At 65.0% G+C, this 26,179-nt stretch carries 21 protein-coding genes and 1 riboswitch; of the genes, 4 read left to right on the forward strand and 17 right to left on the reverse strand.

Annotation, left to right across the window (positions count from 1 at the left end):
• Positions 1-9: 9 nt before the first annotated feature.
• Together thiC and KTQ42_RS12895 are read right to left on the reverse strand one after the other, a co-directional pair.
• On the reverse strand, positions 10-1,923 hold the full coding sequence (thiC, locus tag KTQ42_RS12890; RefSeq protein ID WP_217345856.1) for a phosphomethylpyrimidine synthase ThiC: 1,914 nt from the start codon (positions 1,921-1,923) through the stop codon (positions 10-12).
• Between the two features lie 38 nt (positions 1,924-1,961).
• A riboswitch (TPP riboswitch) is annotated at positions 1,962-2,067 on the reverse strand.
• 26 nt (positions 2,068-2,093) lie between these two features.
• Positions 2,094-3,845, reverse strand: a complete 1,752-nt coding sequence (locus KTQ42_RS12895; protein ID WP_217345857.1) for an EAL domain-containing protein — start codon at positions 3,843-3,845, stop codon at positions 2,094-2,096.
• A 179-nt stretch (positions 3,846-4,024) separates the two neighbouring features.
• Here KTQ42_RS12895 and KTQ42_RS12900 point away from each other — a divergent pair, with 179 nt between their 5' ends.
• Complete coding sequence (locus KTQ42_RS12900; RefSeq protein WP_217345858.1) at positions 4,025-6,820, forward strand: valine--tRNA ligase; 2,796 nt, start codon at positions 4,025-4,027, stop codon at positions 6,818-6,820.
• 100 nt (positions 6,821-6,920) lie between these two features.
• Here the strand turns inward: KTQ42_RS12900 and KTQ42_RS12905 are convergent, their stop codons facing one another.
• The 3 genes from KTQ42_RS12905 to ruvA all read right to left on the reverse strand — a co-directional run bounded on the left by KTQ42_RS12905 (position 6,921) and on the right by ruvA (position 9,588).
• Positions 6,921-7,763 carry a 4-oxalocrotonate decarboxylase gene (locus tag KTQ42_RS12905; RefSeq protein WP_217345859.1) on the reverse strand — a complete coding sequence of 281 codons (843 nt, stop codon included), beginning with the start codon at positions 7,761-7,763 and terminating at the stop codon, positions 6,921-6,923.
• 138 nt (positions 7,764-7,901) lie between these two features.
• Positions 7,902-8,969, reverse strand: coding sequence for a Holliday junction branch migration DNA helicase RuvB (gene ruvB, locus KTQ42_RS12910; RefSeq protein WP_217345860.1), 1,068 nt, complete (start codon positions 8,967-8,969; stop codon positions 7,902-7,904).
• Between the two features lie 43 nt (positions 8,970-9,012).
• The gene (gene ruvA, locus KTQ42_RS12915) at positions 9,013-9,588 is read right to left on the reverse strand and encodes a Holliday junction branch migration protein RuvA (RefSeq protein ID WP_217345861.1); all 576 of its coding nucleotides are present in this window, start codon (positions 9,586-9,588) and stop codon (positions 9,013-9,015) included.
• Between the two features lie 54 nt (positions 9,589-9,642).
• Between ruvA and KTQ42_RS12920 the strand changes: the two genes are divergently transcribed.
• On the forward strand, positions 9,643-10,119 hold the full coding sequence (locus KTQ42_RS12920) for a signal peptide prediction (RefSeq protein ID WP_217345862.1): 477 nt from the start codon (positions 9,643-9,645) through the stop codon (positions 10,117-10,119).
• Between the two features lie 167 nt (positions 10,120-10,286).
• Here the strand turns inward: KTQ42_RS12920 and ruvC are convergent, their stop codons facing one another.
• From ruvC to tyrS, 7 genes are all read right to left on the reverse strand, one after another.
• The gene (ruvC, locus tag KTQ42_RS12925) at positions 10,287-10,829 is read right to left on the reverse strand and encodes a crossover junction endodeoxyribonuclease RuvC (RefSeq protein WP_217345863.1); all 543 of its coding nucleotides are present in this window, start codon (positions 10,827-10,829) and stop codon (positions 10,287-10,289) included.
• A gap of 19 nt (positions 10,830-10,848) precedes the next feature.
• Positions 10,849-12,414 (reverse strand): bifunctional phosphoribosylaminoimidazolecarboxamide formyltransferase/IMP cyclohydrolase, encoded by a 1,566-nt coding sequence (purH, locus tag KTQ42_RS12930; RefSeq protein ID WP_217345864.1) that lies wholly within the window; start codon positions 12,412-12,414, stop codon positions 10,849-10,851.
• Positions 12,415-12,532: 118 nt separating this feature from the next.
• Positions 12,533-12,766: a Fis family transcriptional regulator gene (locus KTQ42_RS12935; RefSeq protein WP_194714975.1), complete on the reverse strand. Its 234-nt coding sequence runs from the start codon at positions 12,764-12,766 to the stop codon at positions 12,533-12,535.
• A 30-nt stretch (positions 12,767-12,796) separates the two neighbouring features.
• Positions 12,797-13,813, reverse strand: coding sequence for a tRNA dihydrouridine synthase DusB (gene dusB, locus KTQ42_RS12940; protein WP_217345865.1), 1,017 nt, complete (start codon positions 13,811-13,813; stop codon positions 12,797-12,799).
• 106 nt (positions 13,814-13,919) lie between these two features.
• Positions 13,920-14,561: a histidine phosphatase family protein gene (locus KTQ42_RS12945; protein WP_217345866.1), complete on the reverse strand. Its 642-nt coding sequence runs from the start codon at positions 14,559-14,561 to the stop codon at positions 13,920-13,922.
• 12 nt (positions 14,562-14,573) lie between these two features.
• Positions 14,574-15,038, reverse strand: a complete 465-nt coding sequence (gene dtd / locus KTQ42_RS12950) for a D-aminoacyl-tRNA deacylase (RefSeq protein WP_217345867.1) — start codon at positions 15,036-15,038, stop codon at positions 14,574-14,576.
• Positions 15,035-16,297, reverse strand: a complete 1,263-nt coding sequence (gene tyrS, locus KTQ42_RS12955; RefSeq protein WP_217345868.1) for a tyrosine--tRNA ligase — start codon at positions 16,295-16,297, stop codon at positions 15,035-15,037. The genes dtd and tyrS overlap by 4 nt, the downstream gene beginning before the upstream one ends.
• Before the next feature lie 140 nt (positions 16,298-16,437).
• Between tyrS and KTQ42_RS12960 the strand changes: the two genes are divergently transcribed.
• Both KTQ42_RS12960 and KTQ42_RS12965 read left to right on the forward strand, forming a co-directional pair.
• The gene (locus KTQ42_RS12960; protein WP_217345869.1) at positions 16,438-17,805 is read left to right on the forward strand and encodes a peptidoglycan DD-metalloendopeptidase family protein; all 1,368 of its coding nucleotides are present in this window, start codon (positions 16,438-16,440) and stop codon (positions 17,803-17,805) included.
• A gap of 106 nt (positions 17,806-17,911) precedes the next feature.
• Entirely contained in the window at positions 17,912-19,042 is a 1,131-nt protein-coding gene (locus tag KTQ42_RS12965; RefSeq protein WP_217345870.1) for an anhydro-N-acetylmuramic acid kinase, read from the forward strand.
• A 138-nt stretch (positions 19,043-19,180) separates the two neighbouring features.
• Here the strand turns inward: KTQ42_RS12965 and KTQ42_RS12970 are convergent, their stop codons facing one another.
• The 5 genes from KTQ42_RS12970 to glgC form a co-directional block, all read right to left on the reverse strand.
• Positions 19,181-20,143: a tripartite tricarboxylate transporter substrate binding protein gene (locus tag KTQ42_RS12970; RefSeq protein ID WP_217345871.1), complete on the reverse strand. Its 963-nt coding sequence runs from the start codon at positions 20,141-20,143 to the stop codon at positions 19,181-19,183.
• A gap of 221 nt (positions 20,144-20,364) precedes the next feature.
• On the reverse strand, positions 20,365-20,538 hold the full coding sequence (locus KTQ42_RS12975; protein ID WP_217345872.1) for a hypothetical protein: 174 nt from the start codon (positions 20,536-20,538) through the stop codon (positions 20,365-20,367).
• 92 nt (positions 20,539-20,630) lie between these two features.
• Positions 20,631-23,081: a glycogen/starch/alpha-glucan phosphorylase gene (locus KTQ42_RS12980; RefSeq protein WP_217345873.1), complete on the reverse strand. Its 2,451-nt coding sequence runs from the start codon at positions 23,079-23,081 to the stop codon at positions 20,631-20,633.
• Between the two features lie 258 nt (positions 23,082-23,339).
• Complete coding sequence (gene glgA, locus KTQ42_RS12985; protein ID WP_217346950.1) at positions 23,340-24,803, reverse strand: glycogen synthase GlgA; 1,464 nt, start codon at positions 24,801-24,803, stop codon at positions 23,340-23,342.
• On the reverse strand, positions 24,803-26,086 hold the full coding sequence (gene glgC / locus KTQ42_RS12990; RefSeq protein ID WP_249222746.1) for a glucose-1-phosphate adenylyltransferase: 1,284 nt from the start codon (positions 26,084-26,086) through the stop codon (positions 24,803-24,805). Before glgC ends, glgA begins: the two co-directional genes overlap by 1 nt.
• Positions 26,087-26,179 lie beyond the last annotated feature (93 nt).

The raw sequence follows: 26,179 nt of genomic DNA on the forward strand, positions 1-26,179 counted from the left end.
CGGCCAGCCTTATTGCTTGCGATAGATTTCGGCGCCGTTCTTCACGAACTCCACCGCCTTGACTTCCATGCCCTGCTTCAAGGCCGCCACTTCGGAAATGCCTTCGCGGCTGGCATAGTCGCGCACTTCCTGGGTGATCTTCATCGAGCAGAAATGCGGCCCGCACATCGAGCAGAAATGGGCCACCTTGGCCGAGTCCTTGGGCAGGGTCTCGTCGTGGAATTCACGCGCCTTGTCCGGGTCCAGGCCGATGTTGAACTGGTCTTCCCAGCGGAACTCGAAGCGCGCCTTGGACAGCGCGTTGTCGCGGATCTGGGCGCCCGGATGGCCCTTGGCCAGGTCCGCCGCATGGGCCGCGATCTTGTAGGTGATGATGCCGTCCTTGACGTCGGTCTTGTTGGGCAGGCCCAGGTGCTCCTTGGGCGTGACGTAGCACAGCATGGCGGTGCCGTACCAGCCGATCTGCGCGGCGCCAATGCCGGAGGTGATGTGGTCGTAGCCCGGCGCGATGTCGGTCGTCAGCGGTCCCAGCGTGTAGAACGGCGCCTCGTGGCACTGCTCCAGCTGCAGGTCCATGTTTTCCTTGATCAGCTGCATCGGCACATGGCCGGGGCCTTCGATCATCACCTGCACGTCGTGCTTCCAGGCGATCTGGGTCAGTTCGCCCAGGGTCTTCAGTTCGCCCAGCTGGGCTTCGTCGTTGGCGTCGTAGATCGAGCCCGGACGCAGCCCGTCGCCAAGCGAGAAGGCGACGTCGTACTGCTTCATGATTTCGCAGATGTCCTCGAAGTGCTCGTACAGGAAGCTTTCGCGGTGATGCGCCAGGCACCACTTGGCCATGATCGAGCCGCCCCGCGAGACGATGCCGGTCATGCGCTTGGCCGTCAGCGGCACATAGCGCAGCAGCACGCCGGCATGGATGGTGAAGTAGTCCACGCCCTGCTCGGCCTGCTCGATCAGGGTGTCGCGGAAGATTTCCCAGGTCAGGTCCTCGGCCTTGCCGTTGACCTTTTCCAGCGCCTGGTAGATCGGCACCGTGCCGATCGGCACCGGCGAATTGCGGATGATCCACTCGCGGGTTTCGTGGATATGCTTGCCGGTCGACAGGTCCATCACGGTGTCGCCGCCCCAGCGGATCGACCAGGTCATCTTTTCCACTTCCTCGCCGATGGAGGACGTGACCGCCGAGTTGCCGATGTTGGCGTTGATCTTGACCAGGAAGTTGCGGCCGATGATCATCGGCTCGGACTCGGGGTGGTTGATGTTGTTGGGGATGATGGCGCGGCCGCGCGCGATTTCGCTGCGCACGAATTCCGGCGTGATCTCGTCGGGGATGGCGGCGCCATAGGCCTGGCCGGGATGCTGGCGGCCCATCAGGTCGGCCAGCTTCTGGCCCATCGGGCCGGCGTTCTTCAGGCTTTCCAGGTATTCCTTGCGGCGCAGGTTTTCGCGGATGGCGATGTATTCCATCTCGGGCGTGATGATGCCCTGGCGCGCATAGTGCATCTGGGTCACGTTCTTGCCGGGAATGGCGCGGCGCGGCTTCCTGTGCAGGTTGAAGCGCAACTCGGCCAGTTTCGGGTCGTTCAGGCGCTCGATGCCGTACTGCGAGGTCGGGCCGGCCAGTTCCTCGGTGTCGCCGCGCTCGGCGATCCAGCCCGCGCGCAGCGGCGCCAGGCCGGAACGGATGTCGATCTGTGCCTCGGGGTCGGTGTAGGGGCCGGAGGTGTCATATACATACACCGGCGGATTGGGCTCGGCGCCGAACGAGGCCGGCGTGTCGCTCTGGCTGATCTCGCGCATCGGCACGCGGATGTCCGGGCGCGAGCCTTCGACATAGATCTTGCGGGAATTGGGCAGCGGCTGGACTGCGGCTTCGTCCACCTGGGCGGTGGCGGCGAGAAATTGCGGATTGGCGTTCATGGCTTCCTTCGGGCAGAGAAGCGAAGGAAGCCCGGGTGCGGTGCGGCCGGCTGCTTCCCTTCGCTGGCATTATCCAGATCAGGTTGGAGGGTATTTCTCACCCGCTTGCAGCATTTCCCGCAAACAGGACCCCTAGCATTTTTTCCGCCGGTTCCCTGGCGGTCGGGCGATTATAGCCCTATCAATTGCGGCTGTGCAGAGATTTCCGGCGCCATCGTTTCGGCCGATGTTTCCGGTGCAATGAACAGCGCTTCAAACCTTTCCGGCGGCAAAGGGTGTGAAAACAGGTAGCCCTGCCCGTACTGGCAGCCGGCCGCGCACAGCAGCGCCTTCTGCTCCCCCGTTTCGATGCCTTCGGCAATCACCTTGATGCCCAGCCGGCGCGCCATCAGGATGATGGTTTCCGCAATGGCACGGTCGTCCTCGTTGACCGCCATGTCGCGCACGAAGGAACGGTCGATCTTCAGGTAATCGATGGCGAACTTCTTCAGGTAGGCCATCGAGGAATAGCCGGTGCCGAAATCGTCGATGGCGATCTGGATGCCGGCATCGCGATAGTCCTGCAACTGCCGGTCGACGTCGCCCGAGGCGTTGAGCAGCACGCCTTCGGTGATTTCCACCACGATGGCCTGGCCGGGCAGGCCCAGGCCGCGCAGATGATCGGTCCAGGACAATGACTTGGGCGCGAGGAACTGGAGCGGCGACTTGTTGACGCTGACCTGGAACGTCTTTCCGGTCAGCACGCTCCAGCGGCTGGCCCAGCGCGCCGCCTCGCAGAACACCCAGTCGCCGATCTCCGCAATCAGGCCGGTTTCTTCCGCAACCTGGATGAATGCCCCCGGTCCCACCATGCCGCGCTCCGGATGCTGCCAGCGCACCAGCGCTTCGGCCTTGAGCACGCTGCCGTCGGCCAGATCGACCACGGGCTGGAAATGCAGCCGCAATTGCTTCTTCCCGATCGCAAGGCGCAGGTCCTGCACCAGGCGCATGCGCTCCACGCTCTGCTGCTGCATGGCCGCGGTGAAATAGCAATGCCGGTTACGTCCCGCCCCCTTGGCGGCATACATCGCCTGGTCGGCATAGCGGATCAGCTCCTCCGCGCTGGACACATCCTGCGGGTAAAACGCCACGCCGATGCTGGCTGAGACGAAGGCGGTTTCATTGACCAGCGAAAACGGCCTGGCCAGCGCCTGCAGCATGTCCTGGACCACCCGCTCGATGTCGCCGATATGGCTGAAGTCGGGCAGGATGGCGACGAACTCGTCGCCGCTCAGGCGGGCCACGATGTCGGTGGCGCGCAGGTGGGAGGCAATGCGGCGCGAGGCTTCCACCAGAAGCAGGTCGCCGACGTTATGGCCGAACACATCGTTGACCTGCTTGAAATCATCGAGGTCGATGAACAGCGCCGCCACCGCTAGGCCGCTGCGCTCGGCCTTGCGCATTTCATGGCCGAGCCGCTCGATCAGCAGGCGCCGGTTGGGCAGCCCGGTCAGGCTGTCGAAATTGGCCTGGCGCCAGATGGTCTCCTCGGTGCGCTTCTTTTCCGTGATGTCGGAGAACTGCGCCAGGTAACGGTGCACGCTGCCGTCGGGCGCGGCAATGGTGTTGATGGTCAGCCATTCCGGGTATTCCTCGCCGTTCTTGCGCCGGTTCCAGACCTCGCCGCACCAGGTGCCCTTGGCGAGCAGGCTGTCCCACATCTGGCGATAGAACAGCCGGTCATGCCGTCCTGAACTCATGCATTGGGGATTCCTGCCGGCCACTTCCTCGAAACCATAGCCGGTGATGCGGGTGAAAGCCGGGTTGATGGACAGGATGCGGTTGCCGGCGTCGGTCACCATCATCGCTTCGCTGCTGTGCTCGTAGACCAGCGCCGCGATGCGCAGGGCGTCGGCAGCTTCCTTTTGTTCCCGGATGTTCATGACGTGATTCAGGCGGATCAGAATGGTTTTTGAAGGACTCGATGATGGTCCGACTGAGCATTCCCTTTATTGATTCAAGTCAATTATTTCTTCATGGAAAATTGATAGCTGCGCGGCTGTGTCATCCCCGATGCTGCCGTCCCTTATAATCTCCGGTTTCGCCCAACCCCAATCAAATCATGGAATTAGCCAAGTCCTTCGAGCCCGCCGACATAGAAAAACACTGGCGCACCGAGTGGGAGAGCCGCGGTTACTACACCGCCACCACCGACAGCAGCCGGCCCGCCTTCAGCATCCAGCTGCCGCCGCCCAACGTGACCGGCACGCTGCACATGGGACATGGCTTCAACCAGACCATCATGGATGGCCTGACGCGCTACTACCGCATGCGCAACTACAACACCGCATGGATCCCCGGCACCGACCACGCCGGCATTGCGACCCAGATCGTGGTGGAGCGCCAGCTCGATGCGCAGAAGATCTCCCGCCATGACCTCGGCCGCGCGGCCTTCCTGGAAAAGGTCTGGGAATGGAAGGAGAAATCCGGCTCCACCATCACCGGCCAGATGCGCCGCCTCGGCGCCTCCACCGACTGGAGCCGCGAATACTTCACCATGGACGACAAGATGTCCAAGGCGGTCACCGAGGTCTTCGTGCGGCTGTCCGAGCAGGGCCTGATCTACCGCGGCAAGCGGCTGGTCAACTGGGACCCGGTGCTGGGCACCGCGGTGTCCGACCTGGAAGTGGTGTCGGAAGAGGAAGACGGCAGCATGTGGCATATCCGCTATCCGTTCGCCGACGGCAGCGGCCACATCACGGTGGCCACCACCCGGCCGGAAACCATGCTGGGCGACGTGGCGGTGGCGGTCGATCCGACCGACGAGCGCTATGCCCACCTGGTTGGCAAGATGCTGATGCTGCCGCTGACAGGCCGCGAGATCCCGCTGATCGCCGACGAATACGTCGACAAGGAATTCGGCACCGGCTGCGTGAAGATCACGCCGGCGCACGACTTCAACGACTATGCGGTCGGCCAGCGCCATGACCTGGCGCCGGTCTCCATCATGACGCTGGACGCGAAGATCAACGACAACGGCGCCGCGCCCTACCGCGGCCTGGACCGGTTCGCCGCCCGCAAGCAGATCGTGGCCGACCTGGAAGCCCAGGGCCTGCTGGAATCGGTCAAGCCGCACAAGCTGATGGTGCCGCGCGGCGACCGTACCGGCGTGGTGATCGAGCCGATGCTGACCGACCAGTGGTTTGTCGCGATGAGCAAGCCGGCGCCGGAAGGCACCCATTTCCCCGGCAAGTCCATCGCCGAGGTGGCGCTGGAAAAGGTGGCCAGCGGCGAAGTGCGCTTCATCCCGGAAAACTGGACCACCACCTACAACCAGTGGCTCAACAACATCCAGGACTGGTGCATCTCGCGCCAGCTCTGGTGGGGCCACCAGATCCCGGCCTGGTATGACGAGGAAGGCAATGTCTATGTCGCCCGCAGCGAGGAGGAAGCGCGCCAGAAGGCCGGCGGCAAGGCCCTGAAACGCGACGAGGACGTGCTCGACACCTGGTTCTCCTCGGCGCTGGTGCCCTTCTCCTCGCTCGGCTGGCCGGAAAAGACGCCGGAATACGACCTCTTCCTGCCGTCCTCGGTGCTGGTGACAGGCTTCGACATCATTTTCTTCTGGGTTGCCCGGATGGTGATGATGACCACCCACTTCACCGGGAAAGTGCCGTTCCGCGACGTGTACGTGCATGGCCTGGTGCGCGACGCCGCCGGCCAGAAGATGTCCAAGTCCAAGGGCAACACGCTGGACCCGATCGACCTGATCGACGGCATCGCGCTGGAAGACCTGGTGGCCAAGCGCACCGTCGGCCTGATGAACCCGAAGCAGGCCGACAGCATTGCCAAGGCGACCCGCAAGGAATTCCCGAACGGCATCCCGGCCTATGGCACCGATGCGCTGCGCTTCACCATGGCCAGCTATGCCTCGCTGGGCCGCAACATCAATTTCGACCTCGGCCGCTGCGAGGGCTACCGCAACTTCTGCAACAAGCTGTGGAACGCGACCCGCTTCGTGCTGATGAATACCGAGGGCCGCGACTGCGGCATCGATGCCGACGAGTCCGCGCTCGACTATTCCGCGGCCGACCGCTGGATCGTCTCGCTGCTGCAGCGCGCCCAGGCCGAGGTGGAAAAGGGCTTTGCCGACTACCGCTTCGACAACATCGCCTCGGCCATCTACAAGTTCATCTGGGACGAGTACTGCGACTGGTACCTGGAAGTGGCCAAGGTGCAGGTCCAGGCCGGCACCGAAAGCCAGCAGCGCGCCACCCGGCGCACCCTGCTGACCGTGCTGGAAGCGGTGCTGCGCCTGGCGCATCCGGTGATCCCGTTCATCACCGAGGAACTGTGGCAGACGGTGGCCCCGCTGGCCGGCCGCAAGCTGGCCGCCGGCGCCGAATCCATCATGCGCCAGCCCTACCCGGTCGCCGAGGCCGGCAGGATCGACGAGCAGGCCGAGCAGTGGATGGCGCAGCTGAAGGCCATGACCGACGCCTGCCGCAACCTGCGCGGCGAGATGCAGTTGTCGCCGGCGCAGAAGGTGCCGCTGCTGCTGGAAGGCGAGCAGGCGCTCTTGCAGTCGTTCGCGCCGTATCTGCAGGCGCTGGCCAAGCTGTCGGAAGTGCAGGTGCTGGCAACGCTGCCTGACTCGCCGGCGCCGGTGTCGGTGGTGGGCAATGCCAAGCTGATGCTGAAGGTGGAGATCGACGCCGCCGCCGAGCGCGAACGGCTCACCAAGGAAATCAACCGCCTGGAAGGCGAGATCGCCAAGGCCGGCGCCAAGCTGTCCAACGAGAGCTTCGTCGCCCGCGCGCCGGCCCAGGTGGTGGCGCAGGAAAAGGAAAGGCTGGCCAATTTCTCCGGCACGCTGGAGAAGCTGCGCGAGCAGCTGGGCAAGCTGGCGAAAGCCTGAGTTTGGCAATACCGGTTGCGGCGCTTCGGTTGAGCGCTGCAGCCGCTTTTCGGGCTTGCAACGCAACACGCGACAAACGCCGGTCTTCCGGCGTTTTTCTTTATACGAAGGAAATATTCAGCCCAGGCAGGGTGATGCCGGAAAACGCGCTGATCCAGGTCTGCCCGGCTTCGATCGCATAGGCTTCGGTCCAGGTGCCGGTGGTAATGATCTCGCCGGCGGCCAGCGGCGGAAAGTGCGGCTGCGCCTGCAGCATGGCATGCAGGTGCCACAGCGCCTGCACCGGGCTGCCCATCACGTCGCTGCCGAAGCCGGCGCCGCGCAGGCTCATCACGCCATCCCTGCCCCAGGACATCGAAATGCTGGCCATGCCCAGCACCTCGCCCAGGTTGCGGCGGGTTTCGACCGATACGCCCTTGGGCTCGCCGACGATCAGCGCGCCATGCAGGCCGAATGCCGCCACCGCGTCGGCCGGCTCGAATTTCCAACCGGGATAGGGGCAGGTGACGATCTCGAAGCCATGCGCCATCCATTCGATGCAGTCGGCCAGTTGCTCCAGGCTGGCGTCGGGCGCGGGCGTTGCGCCCAGCTTGAATACCACTTCCGGCTCCAGCCGCGGCTGCTGGGCGCCGGCCAGGCTCTGGATGCCGTGGTTGTCCGGCGCGAAGCGCACGGTGCTGTCGAACAGCGGCGCCCAGATCGGTTCCTTCAGGGTCTCGGTCTCGGAGAGGCGCGGCCAGGCGGCGCGGTTGGTGAAGCCGATCTTGCGCCCGACCATGGTTTCGCCCTGGGCAATCCGGATATCCATGATGTTCTTGGCAACTTCATAGCCATCCGCCATCGACAGCGGGCCTTGCGACGACAGGCAGGGAATCAGTTCGGCATCGGCACGGGCTGCCAGCAGGCGATGTGCATGGCGGGCAGCTTGGGCGGACAAAAGCATAGGGAACTCGCGGCAGGAAGGATGGACGCTCCGGAAAGACATCGCATTTTCAGCGACGGACAATCTTTGCACAAGCCTTCCCGCCGCCAATTGCGTCCACGCAAGCCGCCTCGGCAGCGCCGCCGGCCAAATCCGGGGTCAGCCCGGGCTGGCGGCGTCCCAGAGGTCGCCGTTCGGGCTGGTGCGCGGCGCGGTGATGCCAAAGTGGCTGTAGGCCGCCGGCGTGGCGATGCGGCCGCGCGGCGTGCGCTGCAGGAAGCCCTGCTGGATCAGGTAAGGTTCCAGCACATCCTCGATGGTGTCGCGCTCCTCGCCGATGGCCGCGGCCAGGTTGTCGAGGCCGACCGGGCCGCCGCCGAATTTGAACAGCACCGCTTCTAGCAGCTTGCGGTCCATCAGGTCGAAGCCGACCGGGTCCACATCGAGCATCACCAGCGCCGCATCGGCGGTGGCCTTGGTGATGGCGCCGTTGCCCTTGACCTCGGCATAGTCGCGCACCCGGCGCAGCAGCCGGTTGGCGATACGCGGCGTGCCGCGGCTGCGGCGCGCGATTTCCAGCGCGCCTTCCTCGTCGATCGGCGCGTTGAGCAGCGCCGAACTGCGGCTGACGATGCGCGCCAGCTGGTCCGGCGTATAGAATTCCAGCCGGCCGACGATGCCGAAACGGTCGCGCAGCGGATTGGTCAGCATGCCGGCGCGGGTGGTGGCGCCGACCAGCGTGAAGGGCTGCAGGTCCAGCCGCACCGAACGCGCTGCCGGGCCTTCGCCGATCATGATGTCGATCTGGTAATCCTCCAGCGCCGGATACAGGATTTCCTCGACCACCGGCGACAGCCGATGGATCTCGTCGATGAACAGCACGTCGTTGGCTTCGAGGTTGGTCAGGAGCGCCGCCAGGTCGCCGGCGCGCTCCAGCACCGGGCCCGAGGTCTGGCGCAGGTTCACGCCCATTTCCCGCGCGATGATATGCGCCAGCGTGGTCTTGCCCAGGCCCGGCGGGCCGAACAGAAGGGTATGGTCGAGCGCTTCCTTCCTGTTGCGGGCGGCGGCGATGAAGATTTCGAGCTGGCCGCGCACCTTTTCCTGGCCGACGTATTCGTCGAGCTGCTTGGGCCGCAGCGCCCGTTCGATCGCTTCCTCGTTCGGCGAGGCCGGCGTCGCGGCGATGATGCGTTGTTCCGAGAAATTGTCTGTCTGAATACTCATGGCATGGGTCCTGCGCTTGTCTGTTTACAGTGCGCTGAAATCCTTACCCCTTGGACAGGGCTTTCAGCGCCAGCTTGATGCCTTCCGACACCCCGGTGCCGGCGGGCACCTGCTTCATTGCCAGCGTGGCTTCCTTGTCGGAATAACCGAGCGCCAGCAGGGCATTCAGGATATCGGAACTGGCGTCGCCGTGCTGCGCGCCGCCCGCGCCGATATCGGCGCCCAGCTTGCCCTTCAATTCCAGCAGCAGGCGTTCGGCGGTTTTCTTGCCGATGCCGGGAATCCTGGTCAGCCGCCCCGATTCCTGCAGCGTGATCGCGCTGGACAATTCGCCGACCGACATGCCCGACAGGATGGACAGCGCGGTACGGGCGCCGACACCGGAGATCTTGATCAACTGCCGGAACACTTCGCGTTCCTCGGCATTGCCGAAGCCGTACAATAAATGCGCATCCTCGCGCACCGCCAGATGGGTCAGCAGCACCACCTTTTCACCCAGTCCCGGCAGGTTATAGAACGTGCTCATCGGGACGCTGACTTCGTAGCCGACACCACCGCAATCGATTAGCAGTTGCGGTGGATTTTTTTCAAGCAAAGTTCCGGAAAGTCGGCCTATCATCTGGTTAAGCTTTCATATAAGTGTTGGAATCATACAGGACTACAGGACACCGCCATGGTTGATGCCGGAGACGACCTTATTGTGATCCCGCCCCGCCCCTCGGCGCTGCAAAAGCTGCTGCGCATGCTGGCCTTGCTGGCCGGCATTGTGTGGGCGTTGCCGCTGACGCTGGTCGGGCTGCTGCTGGCCTTGCCGGTCGTCGCCTGTCGCGGCGAGGTTCGGCTGGTGCGCTCGGGTCGGGTGCCGGCCCTGCTGTTCAGCGGCCGGGCGGCGGACTACATGCTGGAGCGGCATCCGTTCGGCGCGATGTGCGCAATGGCGATCGGCCATGTGGTCATTGCCGAGCGCAGCAGCCTGACCCGCCGCATCCTGACCCATGAACTGGCGCATGTGCGCCAGGCCGCCTGCTGGGGCATCCTGTTTCCCTTCGTTTATCTGGGAGCCAGCGCCTGGGCAATGCTGCGCGGCCAGGATGCCTACTGGAATAATGTGTTTGAGATCGCCGCCCGCAAGGCCGAGCGGCATGCCTGAGGCGGTTGGGAGCGACGGACCAGCTGGCGTAGGGCGTCATACCCCGCAGGGGCATTGCGCGGCGGTCAATCACCTATATCGCCAATCGAAACCATGCCGGCCCGCGACGACGGTGCCCTTCGGGTATGGCACCCTACGGAGCCTGCGCTGGCGGGAGCGGTCTGAAATTAGCCGACCAGCCGTCCGCCACGCACCCGCAGGCCGCGGCGCGACAGGCCGGGCGCCAGGCCGTTGAGCATGGCCAGGGTTTCGCCGCTGTGGGCATGGCAGATCGCCACGCCCAGCGCGTCGGCGGCGTCGGTGCCGGGCAGGCCCGGCAACACCAGCAGGCGCTGCACCATGTCCTGCATCTGCTGCTTGGCCGCCTTGCCGTGGCCGACCACCGCCTGCTTGACCTGCAGCGCGGTGTATTCCGACACCAGCAAGTCGTTGTGCACCAGCGCGCAGATTGCCGCGCCGCGCGCCTGTCCCAGCAGCAGCGTGGACTGCGGATTGACGTTGACGAATACCTTCTCGATCGCGGCGCAGTCCGGCTGGTAGGTGCGCACCACTTCCGACACGCCGGCCAGGATGGTCTTGAGGCGGGAAGGCAAATCGGCATCGGCGGTGCGGATGGTGCCGGAAGCGATATAGGAGAGCTTGTTGCCCTCCTTGTGGATGACGCCAAAGCCGGTCACCCGCAGGCCGGGATCGATGCCGAGTATGCGCATGAATGCCCGCCTCGCGGGATCAGTGGCGGAAATGGCGGGTGCCGGTCAGCACCATCACCACGTCCTGCTCGTCGGCCGCGGCGATGACTTCCTGGTCGCGCATCGAGCCGCCCGGCTGGATCACCGCGGTCGCGCCGGCGGCCACCACCACGTCCAGGCCGTCGCGGAACGGGAAGAAGGCATCCGAGGCCACGGCCGAGCCGGCCAGCGACAGGCCGGCATTCTGCGCCTTGATCGATGCGATGCGGGCCGAATCGACCCGGCTCATCTGGCCGGCGCCCACGCCCAGCGTCATGCCATTGCCGCAGAAGACGATGGCGTTGGACTTGACGAACTTGGCCACGCGCCAGGCGAACATCAGGTCCTGCATCTGCTGCGGCGTCGGCTGGCGCTTGCTGACCACCTTCAGCTCGGCCACCTGCACATTCTTCGCATCCGGCGACTGCACCAGCAGGCCGCCGCCGACGCGCTTGAAGTCATGGGCATTGGTGCCATTGCCTAGCGGGATTTCGAGCAGCCGCACGTTCTGCTTGGCGGCGAACACCTTGCGCGCCTCGTCGGTGAAGGACGGTGCGATCAGCACTTCGACGAACTGCCTGGCGACCGCTTCGGCCGCCGCGCCGTCGAGCGCCTGGTTGAAGGCGATGATGCCGCCGAAGGCCGAGGTCGGATCGGTCTGCAGCGCCTTGCTGTAGGCTTCCAGCGCATTGGCGCCAACCGCCACGCCGCAGGGATTGGCATGCTTGATGATCACGCAGGCGCTGCCTTCGAAGGTCTTCACGCATTCCCAGGCGGCGTCGGCGTCGGCGATGTTGTTGTAGGACAGCTCCTTGCCCTGCAGCTGGCGGTAGTTGGCCAGCGCACCGGCCGGCACCGCCAGGTCGCGGTAGAAGGCGGCCGACTGGTGCGGATTCTCGCCGTAGCGCATTTCCTGCACCTTTTCGAAATGCAGGTTCAGCGTCTCCGGATAGGCGCTGCGGCTGGCGTGGGCCAAGTCGTCGCCCAGGGAGGTGAAGTAGTTCGTGATCGCGCTGTCGTACTGCGCGGTATGGGCAAACACCTTCTTGGCCAGCGCGAAGCGGGTGGCATAGCCGACCTCGCCGGAGCCGGACTGCAGCTGGGCCAGCACCGGCGCATAGTCGGACGGGTCGCACAGCACGATCACGTCCTTGTGGTTCTTGGCCGAGGAACGCAGCATCGCCGGGCCGCCGATGTCGATATTCTCGATCGCGTCCTCCAGCGCGCACTCCTCGCGCGACACCGTCTGCACGAAGGGATAGAGATTGACCACCACCATGTCGATGGTCGGGATGCCATGCTGCTCCAGGGCCGCGGCATGCTCCGGGAAGTCGCGCCGCGCCAGGATGCCGCCGTGCACTTTCGGATGCAGGGTCTTGACCCGGCCATCCAGCATTTCCGGGAAGCCGGTGTAATCGGCCACTTCCGTCACCGGCACGCCATTGTCGGCCAGCAGCTTCGCGGTGCCGCCGGTGGACAGGATGTTGACACCCATGGCCGACAGCGCGCGGGCAAAGTCGAGCACGCCGGTCTTGTCGGAAACGGAGATGAGGGCTTGTTTGATCATGATGGAAATAGCCAGAGTGATTGATGTGGTGAAAGCCGCGACGGTTTGCCATGGCGGACGTGCCGCCCTGCGCGGCACGGCCGGAGGCATCCGACGCGACGGAGCAGGCCGGCAGGCGTCAGATCAGGCCGTGCTGCTGCAGCTTCTTGCGCAAGGTATTGCGGTTGATGCCCAGCATTTCGGCGGCATGCGACTGGTTGCCTTCCGCCCGCGCCATGACTGCTTCCAGAATAGGTTTTTCAACGGTGAATACCACCATTTCATAGACATTCGAGGGCTGCTGCTCGCCCAGGTCCTTGAAATACTTTTCCAGACTCTTCTTGACGACGTCCTGGATGTTGTCTTTGCTCATATTCGATAGTTGAGTGTTTTTATTATGGATTCAGGCTGCGAGCCTGTCGTCCGCCAGGCCATACCGCAGCCGCTCGCCGTAGGCGTGCTGGGCCCGGAAAAAGTCCCTGACGGCCGCGAGTTGCGCGTCGCAGTCCTCCAACAGATTCATTGCCTGGCGAAAAGCCTCGCCGCCGGGCAGCGCCCTTACGTACCAGCCTATGTGCTTGCGCGCGGTGCGCACGCCCAGATAGGCGCCATAAAACCCATAATGGGCAAGCAGGTGTTCTTCCATCAGCGCCGCGACCTCGTCCACCAGCGGCGCCGGGAGATGGGTGCCGGTGCGCAGGAAATGGTCGATCTCGCGGAAGATCCAGGGCCGGCCCTGCGCCGCGCGGCCAACCATCACCGCATCGGCGCCAGTAGCCTGCAGCACCGCCCTGGCCTTTTCCGGCGAGGTGATGTCGCCATTGGCCACGACCGGAATGCCAACGCTGGCCTTGACCGCGGCAATGGTGTCGTACTCGGCTTCGCCGGCATAGCCGTCGGCCCGGGTGCGGCCATGCAGCGTCAGCATGGCAATGCCGCTGGCTTCGGCGATGGCGGCGATCTTCAGTGCGTTCTTGTGCTGGCGGTCCCAGCCGGTGCGGAATTTCAGCGTCACCGGCACATCCACCGCGCCGGCCACGGCCTCAAGGATGGATGCCACCAGCGCCTCGTCCTGCAGCAGGGCCGAACCGCACCAGCTGTTGCAGACCTTCTTCACCGGGCAACCCATGTTGATGTCGATGATCTGGGCGCCGCGCTCGACATTGAAGCGGGCGCAATTGGCCAGCATCTGCGGGTCGGCGCCGGCGATCTGCACGGCACGCGGTTCCATCTCGCCGTCGTGGTTGATGCGGCGCGACGTCTTTTCACTGGCCCACAGGCGCGGATCGGACGCCGCCATCTCGGACACCGCATAACCGGCGCCGAGCTGCTTGCAGAGTTGCCGGAACGGACGATCGGTCACCCCTGCCATCGGAGCGACAAATACGTTGTTGCGCAACTGATAAGGTCCGATGTGCACGAGCGAGCCAAAAAACGAAAAGCGCTATTTTAGCCTCAATCGCCCCCCGCTCCGGACCGTATACGCACTTCTGATGCAACGAGGCAACTAAATTGCCGTTGCTACCTCAGTTGCCCAGTTCGTCCAGGGCAGTTGCCAGATGCGCATTGTCGGACCAGCGCAACACCTGCAGCCTTTCGCCGTCCCAGCACAGGTGATTGATCGCCGCATTGAGCACGTCGAAATTGCGCGGCGCGCGGATATCCATGCCGTGCGCGGCGCGGTAGACGCAGTCCAGCACGCCGCCGTGGCTGAACAGCGCGATCCGCTGGCCCCGGTGCGCCTCGGCGATCCGGATCACCGCCTCGACTGAGCGCTGCGCGAATTCGGCAAAGGTTTCTGCCCGCCGCTCGCCATCCGGATAGCGGGCATGCGGATCGCGCGCCCGCCACTGGGCATGGGCCTCCGGAAAACGCGCCTCCAGTTCCTCGTACAGCAGGCCTTCGAAGGCACCGAAGCAGCGCTCCCGCAGCGCCGGGTCGGTCGAGAGCGTCATGCCCTGGGCCGAGGCCACCGCCTGCGCCGTGCTGCGGGCGCGGCCGAGGTCGCTGCTGATGATGGCGTCGAACTTTTCATCAGCCAGCGCCCGGGCCAGCGCGGCCGCCTGGCGCTCGCCTTCGGCATTGAGAGGAATGTCCAGGTGGCCCTGCAGCCGCCTCTCGGCGTTCCAGGCGGTTTCGCCGTGGCGGATCAGGAAAATTTCGGTCATGCGGATCTCTTTTCAGTGTGTGCGGGCGGGCTGTGGTGGCTTGACCTGCAGCCAGAAGGTCACCGGCCCGTCATTGGTCAGGCTGACCTTCATGTCGGCGCCGAACACGCCGGTGGCCACCACCGGATGCCGCTGGCGCGCGGCCGCCACGAAGTGGTCGAACAGGCGGCGGCCCTGTTCGGGCGGCGCGGCCGGGGTGAATGAGGGCCGGGTGCCGGAACGGGTGTCCGCCGCCAGCGTGAACTGCGGCACCAGCAGCAGGCCGCCGCCGACATCGGCCACGCTGCGGTTCATCTTGCCCGCCTCGTCGGAAAACACCCGGTAGGCCAGGAGCTTGGCCAGCAGGGCGTCGGCTTCGCGCTCGCTGTCGCCACGTTCGGCGCAGACCAGCACCATCAGGCCGGCGTCGATGGCGCCCACCAGCGCGCCGTCGACCACCACGCCGGCGCTGCTGACCCGCTGCAAGAGCGCGATCACGCCAGGGTCACCCTGGCGAACTTGCGCTTGCCGACCTGCAGCACGAAGCTGCCGGCCTCGACCTTCATCGCCTTGTCGGCAATCACCGCGCCGTCGATGCGCACGCCGCCCTGCTCCACCATGCGCAGCGCCTCGGAGGTCGAGGCGCACAGGCCGGCCTGCTTGAGCAGCTGGCCGATGCCCAGCGGCGCGCCGGCCACGGCGATTTCGGCGATGTCGTCCGGGATGCCGCCGCGGGCGCGGTTGTCGAAGTCGGCCAGCGCCGCCTCGGCCGCCGCGCGCGAATGGAAGCGCTCGACGATTTCCTGCGCCAGCAAGACCTTGATGTCGCGCGGATTGCGGCCGCCCTCGACATCGGCGCGGAACTGCGCGATCTCGGCCAGAGAGCGGAAGGACAGCAGCTCCAGGTAGCGCCACATCATCGGGTCGGAAATGCTCATGATCTTGGCGAACATGGTGTTGGCCGGCTCGGTGATGGCGATGTAGTTGCCCTTGGACTTGGACATCTTGTCGACGCCGTCCGTGCCTTCCAGGAGCGGCATGGTCAGGATGCACTGCGGCTCCTGCCCATAGTGCTTCTGCAGCTCGCGCCCCACCAGCAGGTTGAACTTCTGGTCGGTGCCGCCCAGTTCGAGGTCGGACTTCAGCGCCACCGAGTCATAGCCCTGCATCAGCGGGTACAGCAGCTCATGGACCGAGATCGGCGTGCCTTCCTTGAACCGCTTGGTGAAGTCCTCGCGCTCCAGGATGCGGGCGACGGTATAGCGCGACGACAGCTCGATCATGCCGCGCGCGCCGAGCTGGTCGCACCATTCGGAGTTGTAGCGGATCTCAGTCCTGGCCGGGTCCAGCACCAAGCTGGCCTGGGCGAAGTAGGTCTTGGCGTTTTCCTCGATCTGCGCGCGCGTCAGCGGCGGCCGGGTCACGTTGCGGCCCGACGGGTCGCCGATCATCGAGGTGAAATCGCCGATCAGGAAAATGACCGTGTGGCCCAGATCTTGCAATTGCCGCATCTTGTTGAGTACGACGGTATGGCCCAGGTGCAGGTCGGGCGCCGTTGGATCGAGACCCAGCTTGATGCGCAGCGGCTTGCCGTTTTTTTCTGCGCATAGCAACTTTTGCACCAGTTCAGACTCCACCAGCAGCTCATCGATACCGCGCTTGATGATATCGAGTGCATTTTGCACGCTTTCGGTGAGCGGCAATGACTCTGCGGCCGGCGGCGTAAGGCTTTGTTTCTCTTGAGAATGGTTGGTCATAACACTGATCAAAATGACATTTTTGAGGGAAATCGACAATTTACGTTGTTATAATGCCGGCTTTCTTTAACCTTGCTCGATATCAACACGGCAATTTTTCGCCGATGTTGACGACAAAACGGCAGATTTTAACTGATCGAATGGTCGCTATAGATAAATTACTGAGCATGGGAGCGCGCAGCGCACGGTTTGTCGGATCGTCACGAAAGCACCGGATCATATCCGCATCGGCAATCTTCCTGGCCATGTGCGCCTTTGGCGCGGCCGGCGTTGCCCCGATGGCGCCTGACGCCTCCGACCTGCCTGTGCAGTCCATCGTCGAGGAACTGGCCCTGCCCACGCTGGCGGAACAGGTTGCCGGCCTGACGCCTGCCGCCCAAACCTTCATCAACGAGGAACGCGTCCGTCCGGGCGACACCCTGGCCGCCCTGGCGCAGCGCCTGGGCATCGACGACGATGACGCCATCGCCTTCATCAAGACCGATCCGATTGCACGCGGCATGCTGCAGCTCAAGACCGGCCGGCGGGTACAGGCGCAAACCAGCGCCGACGGCCAGCTGCTGTGGATGAGCGCGGCCGATAACGACAGCCGCGACAATGCGCCGGTAAGAAACCTGCTCGTCAAGCGCGACGGCGAAAGCTTCAAGGCCTCCGTCGTCGCGGCGGCGCTGGAAAAGCGGATGGAAATGCGTTCCGGCGAAATCCGTTCCTCCCTGTTTGCCGCCACCGACGTGGCGCAGATTCCGGATGCGATCGCCAGCCAGATCGTCGACATGTTTTCCACCAACATCGACTTCCGCACCGACCTGCGTCGCGGCGACCGCTTCAATGTGATCTATGAAACCTTCTGGCAGGATGGCGAATACGTTCGTTCCGGACGCATCCTGGCGGCCGAGTTCCGCAACGGCGGTTCGACCTACCAGACCGTCTGGTTCGAGGAGCCGGGCAAGGCCGGCGGCTATTTCGGCTTCGACGGCAAGTCCCTGAAGAAGGCCTTCTTGAAGTCGCCGCTGGAATTTTCCCGCGTTTCCTCCGGCTTCTCGATGCGCGTGCATCCGATCTCGGGACACTGGCGCCAGCACAAGGGCGTCGACTTCGCCGCCGCCACCGGCACGCCGATCCGGGCGTCGGGCGATGGCGTGGTGGAATTCTCGGGCACGCAGAATGGTTACGGCAACATCGTGGTGATCAAGCACTGGTCGAATTACTCCACGGCCTATGCCCACATGAGCCGCTTCGCCAGCGGCCTGCAGAAGGGCCAGAAAGTCAGCCAGGGCGATGTGATCGGCTATGTCGGCTCCACCGGCTGGTCTACCGGACCGCACCTGCACTATGAATTCCGGGTCAACAACGAGCCGCGCGACCCGCTGAGCATCGAGCTGCCCAATGTGGCGCCGCTGGCGGGCGCCGAACTGCAGCGTTTCCGCAGGGTGGCCGGCGACATGACCCATCGTTTTGCACTGATGATGCCGCAGGAAGATGCTGCGGTACGGGTAGCGTCCAACTAGCAGTCTTCTCAGCCGGCGCAATGCCGGCTTCGTCCACTTTCATGGGACCGTTTTCCGAAACCGGCTTGTATGTCAGAGCAATCGGCCAGGGAAAGCGGTCTTTTTTATGGCCCACACCACTCCCGCAATGTTTATCGGCCTGATGTCCGGCACCAGCATGGATGGCGTAGACGGCGTGCTGGCTTCCATCGGCAGCAAGCCGACGCGCATTACGACCCTGGCCGCGGTGCACCGCCCTTTCCCGCATGAGTTGCGCGCCGCGCTGATGGCATTACAGGCTCCGGGCGAGAATGAAATCCACCGCGAGAGCCTGGCCGCCGATGCGCTCGCGCGGCTCTACGCGCAGTGCGTTGCCGACTTGCTGGAACAGGCCGGCGTGGCCGCGGAAGACGTGAGTGCCATCGGCGTGCATGGACAGACCATACGCCACCAGCCGGCCGCCGGTTACACCCGCCAGACCAACAACCCCGCGCTGCTGGCGGAACTGAGCGGCATCGATGTGATCGCCGACTTCCGCAGCCGCGACATCGCCGCCGGCGGCCAGGGCGCGCCGCTGGTGCCGGCCTTTCATCAGGCCATGTTTGCCGATCCGGCGCAGGCCATCGTGCTTGCCAACATCGGCGGCATTGCCAATATCAGCATCCTCGATCCGTCCGGCGACGGCGCCACCGGCTTCGATACCGGCCCCGGCAATGCGTTGATGGATGGCTGGATATTCCGGCACCGCGGCTCGCATTACGACGACGGCGGCAACTGGGCTGCCAGCGGCCGGGTCGATGCCGCGCTGCTGCAGGCCCTGCTGCAGGAGCCCTACCTGGCATTGCCGCCGCCCAAGAGCACCGGGCGCGACCTGTTCCATGCCGACTGGCTGGCCGCCCGCCTCGCGCCGTTCGGCATGCTGGCGCCGGTGGACGTGCAGGCGACCCTGGCGCGCTACACCGCGGTCACCCTGGCCGAAGCCATCCACCGCCATTCGCCGGCGGCCAGGGCAGTGTATGTGTGCGGCGGCGGCGCTTTCAACGCCCACCTCCTTAAGGAACTCGGGGCGGCGCTGTCGCAGCTGAACCAGCCGGTTGCGATTGCATCCACCGATGCGCTGGGCATGGCGGCGCAGCATGTGGAGGCGCTTGCCTTTGCCTGGCTCGCGCAGCGCTTCGTCGACCGCCAGCCCGGCAACCTGCCGGCTGTCACCGGCGCGCTCGGGCCGCGGATACTGGGCGCGCTCTACCCGGCCTGAAGGCGGGAGTGGCGCCGGGATGCGGTTGCGTGATGACGCAACCGCGCTGGTCCTGGCCCCTGGCTGTTCGGCCAAGGCAGGCGCCAGGGCGGAACTGCAATTGATTTCCCCATCCTTGGCGCTGCCGCACGGCGCGCCTTACTCGATTTTCATCCCGGTGCGGGCAACCACGTTCTTCGAGTCGCTGTAGTCCTTTTGCAGCAGCGCGCCAAACTGCTCCGGCGTCATCGCCCTGGGCTCGGCGCCCTGGTCGTGGATGGCGCCCTGCATCGCCGGTGCCTGCAGCAGGCTGTTGACTTCCCTGTTGACGCGCTCGACGACATCCTTTGGCGTCTTGGCGGGCATGAAGAGGCCATACCAGGTGTTGACGTCAAAGCCCTTGTAGCCGGACTCCGCCACCGTCGGCACATCCGGCAACGAGGTGCTGCGCGCCGCCGAGGTGACTGCCAGCGCCCTGACCTTGCCGGCCTTGATCTGGCTCAGCGCCGAAGGAACGGAAGATACCGCCAGGTCGATGCTGCCGCCCAGCACGTCCATCATCGCGGCATTCGAACCCTTGTAAGGCACGTGGCGCAGCTTGATGTCGGCTACCTGGTTGAACGTTTCCGCGGCCAGGTGGATGGTGGTGCCGTTGCCCGGCGATCCGTAGGTGATGCTGTCGGGTGCGCTGCGTGCCGCCGTGACCACGTCGGCCAGCGACCTGAAGCGCGATTGCGCGCCGGTGACGATCACCACCGGGGTATAGGCGACATGCGCCACCGGCGTGAAATCACGCACCGGCTCGTAGCTGATGTCCTTGTAGAGCCAGGGAGCAACAGCCATGTTGTCCTTCTGGCCCATCAGCAGGGTATAGCCATTGGGCGCGGCGCGGGCCGCTTCGGCCACGCCGATGGTGCCGCCGGCGCCGGGACGGTTGTCCGGCACCAGGTTCCATTTGGTCGCTTCGCCCAGCCGGTTAGCTACCAGGCGCGACAGGATGTCGGTGCCGCCACCGGGCGGAAAGGGAATCACCAGCCGGATTGGCTTGGACGGAAAGGACTGTGCGTGGGCAACGACGGCGCCGCAGGCAAGGGCGGCGGTAATGAGGAGTTTCTTGAGCATGGCGAGTTTTCCGCAAGGCGGCAGCGAGGCTGCTGACAGCGGGCCGCGGCGCGCCTGAGACGGAACCAGTGGGAAAAGGCGCAAGTTTAGCGGAATCGCCGCGACGCTGCGGCGGCTTTTGAGGCTGGTGCAGCGATGCCGCTGGCCATGGCCAGCGGCGACTTCCATTTGCCTGACATGGGCGCAGCGCCCGGCATGAGGGCGCTGCGCATCACAGCGCTCTAATGATTGCGCTGCTGCTTCTTGCCGCCGCCGGCGCCCTCGCCCGTGGAGGCCTTGGTGTGGCTGGCGCCTTCCTTGCCGCTCTGCTTGTGCTGATGCGCCTTGGACTCGGCTTCGGTGGGCGTGTTGGCTTTCTGCTGGCGGGTCTTGTCGTTGGTTTTATCACTGCTCATGCTGTGCTCCTTGCATCGGTTTCATGCCACATCGACATATCCGTCTGACAAGAAGCGCCGCCGAAAGATTCCGGCGGCGCGCAGGCATCGGCTCAAAGCTTGAGCGGTTTCGTATGCCAGACCTGCTCGGCATACTCGGCGATGGTGCGGTCGGACGAGAACGCGCCCATGCCGGCGACATTCAGGATGGCCTTTTTGGTCCATTCCTCGCTCTGGCGGTAGAGATCGTCGACCCGGTCCTGCGCTTCCATATAGCTGGCAAAGTCGGCCAGCAGCAGGTAGTGGTCGCCGAAGTTCACCAGCAGGTCGAACAGCTGCTGGAAGCGGCCCGGCTCGTCCGGCGAGAACACGCCGTCGCGGATCTGGTCCAGCACCTGTCGCAGTTCGGCATCGGTTTCATACAGCTGCCGCGGCTGATAGCCATGGGCGCGGATGTCGGCCACCTGCGGCGTAGTGGCGCCGAAGATGAAGATGTTCTGCTCGCCCACCTGCTCCATGATCTCGATATTGGCGCCGTCCAGCGTGCCGATGGTCAGCGCGCCGTTCAGGGCCAGCTTCATGTTGCCGGTGCCGGAGGCCTCGGTGCCGGCGGTGGAAATCTGTTCCGACAGGTCGGCCGCCGGAATGATCAGCTCGGCCAGGCTGACGCTGTAGTTGGGCATGAACACCACCTTCAAGCGGTCGCCCACGCGCGGGTCGCTGTTGACCCTGGCCGCCACGTCGTTGATGAGCTTGATGACGAGCTTGGCGGTGTGGTACGCCGAGGCTGCCTTGCCGGCGAACAGCACGGTGCGCGGCACCCAGTCGGCATCCGGGTTGGCCAGGATGCGGTTGTAGCGCGCCACCACCTGCAGCAGATTCAGCAGCTGGCGCTTGTATTCATGGATGCGCTTGACCTGCACGTCGAACAGCGAGTCCGGGTTCAGCGCAATGTCCATGTGCTCGCGCACCCAGTCCACCAGGCGCAGCTTGTTCTGGCGCTTGGCCTGCCTGAAGCGCTGCGCGAAGTCGGGGTCGGCGGCCAGTGGCTTCAATTCTGCCAGCTGGTCGAGATGGCGCCGCCAGTCGCGGCCGATATGGCTGTCGATCAGGTCCGACAGCGCCGGATTGGCCTGCGCCAGCCAGCGCCGCGGCGTCACGCCATTGGTCTTGTTGTTGAAGCGGTCCGGGAACACGCGGGCGAAGTCGGCGAAGATGGACTGCTTCATCAGCTCCGAATGCAGGCGCGACACGCCATTGACCTTGTGGCTGGCCACCACCGCGACGTAGGCCATGCGCACCCGGCGTTCGCCATGCTCGTCGATCAGCGACAGCCGCCGCATCAGCTCGAAGTCATGGCCGAACTGCGCGGTCACGCTGTTGAGGAAGTCGGCATTGATGTCGAAGATGATGTTGAGATGGCGCGGCAGCAGCCGGCCCATCATGTCCACCGGCCAGGTTTCCAGCGCCTCGTGCATCAGGGTGTGGTTGGTATAGGAAAAGATGCGCTGCACCAGGCCCCAGGCATGGCTCCATGAAAGCTGGTGCTCGTCGAGCAGGATGCGCATCAGCTCCGGCACCGCCAGCACCGGATGGGTATCGTTCAGGTGCACCGCGACATGGTCGGGCAGGCTGTCGAAGCTGTGGCCGTTGCGCAGGTGGCGCGCCACCAGGTCCTGCATGCTGGCCGAGACGAAGAAGTATTCCTGGCGCAGCCGCAGTTCGCGGCCGGACTGGGTGGAATCGTCCGGATAGAGCACCCGCGACACGTTCTCGGAATGGTTCTTGTCTTCCACCGCGGCGAAGTAATTGCCCTGGTTGAAGGCCGACAGGTCCATCTCGCTGGTGGCCTTGGCCGACCACAGCCGCAGCGTGTTGGTGGTTTCGGTGCCGTAGCCGGGAATGATGGTGTCGTAGGCCATGGCCAGCACGTCCTCGCCGTCGAGCCAGCGCACCTTGTCGCCGTCCTTCTCGATGCGGCCGCCGAAGCGTACCCGGTACTGCACTTCGGGGCGCGGGAATTCCCACGGATTGCCGCCGGAGAGCCAGTAGTCCGGCGCCTCGACCTGGCGGCCGTCGATGACCTGCTGGCGGAACATGCCATAGTCGTAGCGGATGCCGTAGCCCATGCCGGAAATGCCCAGCGTGGCCATCGAGTCGAGGAAGCAGGCCGCCAGCCGGCCCAGGCCGCCATTGCCCAGCGCGGCGTCCGGCTCCAGCTCGGCCAGCTCGTTGATGTCGATATCCAGGGCGCGCAGCGCATCCCTGACTTCCTGGTAGATGCCCAGCGCCAGCAGCGCATTGGTGAAGGTGCGGCCGATCAGGAATTCCATCGAGAGGTAATAGACGCGCTTGACGTCCTGCGCGTAGTACTCGTTGGTGGTTTTCATCCAGCGCTCGACCATGCGGTCGCGCACTGCCAGTTCGGTGGCCTGCAGCCAGTCCTGGGGACGGGCGGCGGCGGGGTTCTTGCCAACCGCGTACATCAGCTTGTTGGCGATCGAGCGCATCAGGGTGTGCACGTCATGCGCGACGTGGTCGTATTCGAATTCGGAATGGGCCATGGTTGGTCGGTATCGGGACGGAATGGAATGGCAGGCTATGGACAGGACGGCGGCACCCGCGCCGGCTCGGCTGCGGTCTTCTTCAACAGCGTATGGAAAATAGCGCGGGCGGGTCGGAATCGTTGCCCGGGAACGCTAGCGTACACGAGCCGGAACGGATAGCGCAGGCGGCAAACGCCCGTGCAGTCGATTTACAACAAGTTGTCAGGCTCGCCTGCTGACAGCCTGTCAACCCGGCAGCCGGTGCATGCATGCGCCTCACACCGGGACCGCCACCTGCTCATACAGCGCCAGGTACTGCCGGGCCGCCACGTCCCAGCTGAACTGCTGCCGCATCGCACAGCGCTGCACCTGGGCCAGGTCGGCTGGCCGGTCGAACAGGGCGAAGGCGCGCCGCATCGCCGCCTCGTAGGCATCCAGCGCAAAGCCATCGAAGGTGAAACCGGTGGCGCGGTCTTCCGCCAGGTTTTCCAGGCTGCAGTCGACCACCGAGTCGGCCAGGCCGCCGACCCGGTGCACCAGCGGCAGCGTGCCATAGGCCAGGCCATACAGCTGGGTCAGGCCGCAGGGCTCGAAGCGGGACGGCACCAGGATCGCGTCGGCGCCGGCGATCAGGCGATGCGACAGCGCCTCGTCGTAGCCGATCTTCACCGCGATGGCGGCCGGGTTGGCGCGCGCGGCGTCGAGGAAAGCCGCTTCCATGCCGGGGTCGCCGCTGCCCAGCAGGGCCAGCTGGCCGCCGTGCGCCAGCAGCGCCGGCAGGCCGGCCAGCACCAGGTTCAGGCCCTTCTGCTCGGCCAGCCGGCTGACCACGCAGAACAGCGGCGCATCGGCACGCTGGGCCAGGCCCAGCGCCGCCTGCAGTGCGCGCTTGCAGGCGGCCTTGCCCGACAGGTCGGCGGCATCGTAATTGGCTGGCAGCAGGCGGTCCGACACCGGGTTCCAGACGGCCGGGTCGACGCCATTCATGATGCCGTGCAGGTCATGCGCGCGCGAGGCCAGCAGGCCGTCCAGGCCGCAGCCCTGCTCCGGGCGCTGGATCTCGCGGGCATAGGTGGGGCTGACGGTGGTGAGCTTGTCGGCGTAGTACAGCCCGGCCTTCATGAAGGACACCTGGCCGTGGTACTCCAGGCCGTACAGGTTGAAGAAGTAGTCCGGCAGGCCCAGCGCGCCGAAGGACCAGTCGCTGAAGATGCCCTGGTAGGCCAGGTTATGCACGGTATAGACGGTGCCGGCCAGCCGCCGCCCGGTCTGGTGCTCGCGCGCCTTCAGGTAGGCCATCGCCAGGCCGGCATGCCAGTCATGCGCATGCACCACCCGCGGCTGCCACCAGCTGTCGCCGCCCTCGGCCAGCCAGGCCGCGACCCGGCCCAGCAGCGCGAAGCGGCGGTCATTGTCCAGATAATCCTTGCCCTCGCTGTCGTAGTAGGGATTGCCGGGCCGGTCGTAGAACTGGGGCGCGTCGATCACATACACCATCACCGCGGTGCCGGGCAGCAGGCCGCAGTACAGTCGCACCGTTTCGGGGCCGAAGCGGCCCGACAGGTCGGTGACCAGCTGCTGCTCGACGATGCCGTCGCGCAGCGCCGGAAAGCCCGGCACCAGCACCCGGGTATCGCAGCCCAGCAGCGCCAGCGTCGGCGGCAGCGCGCCGGTGACGTCGGCCAGGCCGCCGGTCTTGAGCAGCGGATAGAGTTCGGCGCAAACCTGCAGGACCCGCATCATGCGGTGGGAGTGGCGCCGCCCTGGCCCAGCATGTCGGCGGTGACCAGCACCACGCCCTCTTCGGTGCGGAAGTAGCGCTGCGCATCCTGCTCGGGGTCTTCGCCGATCACGGTGCCGTCCTCGATATTGCAGCCGCGGTCGATCACCACCTTGGTCAGCCGGCAGTTCTTGCCTATCCTGCTCTGCGGCAGGATCACTGCCTGATTGATCACGCAATGGGTATCGACCGTGACGCTGGAAAACAGCACCGCGTGGCTGATATCGGAGCCACTGACGATGCAGCCGCCGGAGACCAGGGTATTGACCGCCTTGCCGGGCACGCCGCTCTCATCGGGCAGGAACTTGGCCGGCGGCAATTGCTCCTGGAAGGTCCAGATCGGCCAGTCGCGGTCGTACAGGTCCAGCTCCGGCTTGTCGGTGGCGAGGTCGAGATTGGCCGACCAGAAGGCGTCCACGGTGCCGACGTCGCGCCAGTAGGCGATGTGCTCCGCGCTTTCCGCCGGCGGAATGCTGGACATGCTGAACGGGTGCGCCGTTGCGCTGCCGTCGCGCACCACCTTGGGGATGATGTCCTTGCCGAAGTCATGGTTGGAGGAAGGGTCCTTCAGGTCGTCTTCCAGCAAGCGGTACAGGTAGTCGGCATTGAACACATAGATGCCCATGCTGGCCAGCGCGATGTCCGGGTTGTTGGGCATGCCGGGCGGCTGCGCCGGCTTCTCGACGAAGTCGACCACGCGCCGGTTGGTGTCGATGGCCATCACGCCGAAGGCGGTGGCTTCCATGCGCGGCACCTCGATGCAGCCGACCGTGCAGCCGGAGCCGCGCTCGACATGGTCCAGCAGCATCAGCGAGTAATCCATCTTGTAGATATGGTCGCCGGCCAGCACCACCACGTATTCCGGGGCGTAGCCGCGGATGATGTCGAGGTTCTGGTAGACCGCGTCGGCGGTGCCGCGATACCAGTGGGTTTCGCTGACCCGCTGCTGGGCCGGCAGCAGGTCGATGAATTCATTCATTTCCGGCCGCAGGAAGCTCCAGCCGCGCTGCAGGTGGCGCAGCAGCGAATGCGACTTGTACTGCGTCACCACGCCGATGCGGCGTATGCCCGAGTTCAGGCAGTTCGACAGCGCGAAGTCGATGATGCGGAACTTGCCGCCGAAATACACCGCCGGCTTGGCGCGCTTGTCCGTCAGACGCTCCAGCCGCGATCCGCGGCCTCCGGCCAGCACCAGCGCCATGGTGCGCTTGGGCAGTTGCCGCGAGACCAGAAGTTTGTCCATTGATCGTCTCATTTGTCGTGTCTTTTTGATGGTTTGGTGTGGCGGGGACCCTGCATGCCTGCCGTCCGGCGTCACCTGGAAAACGGGATTCTT

The organism is Noviherbaspirillum sp. L7-7A, assembly GCF_019052805.1.
Taxonomy (GTDB): Bacteria; Pseudomonadota; Gammaproteobacteria; order Burkholderiales; family Burkholderiaceae_D; genus Noviherbaspirillum_A.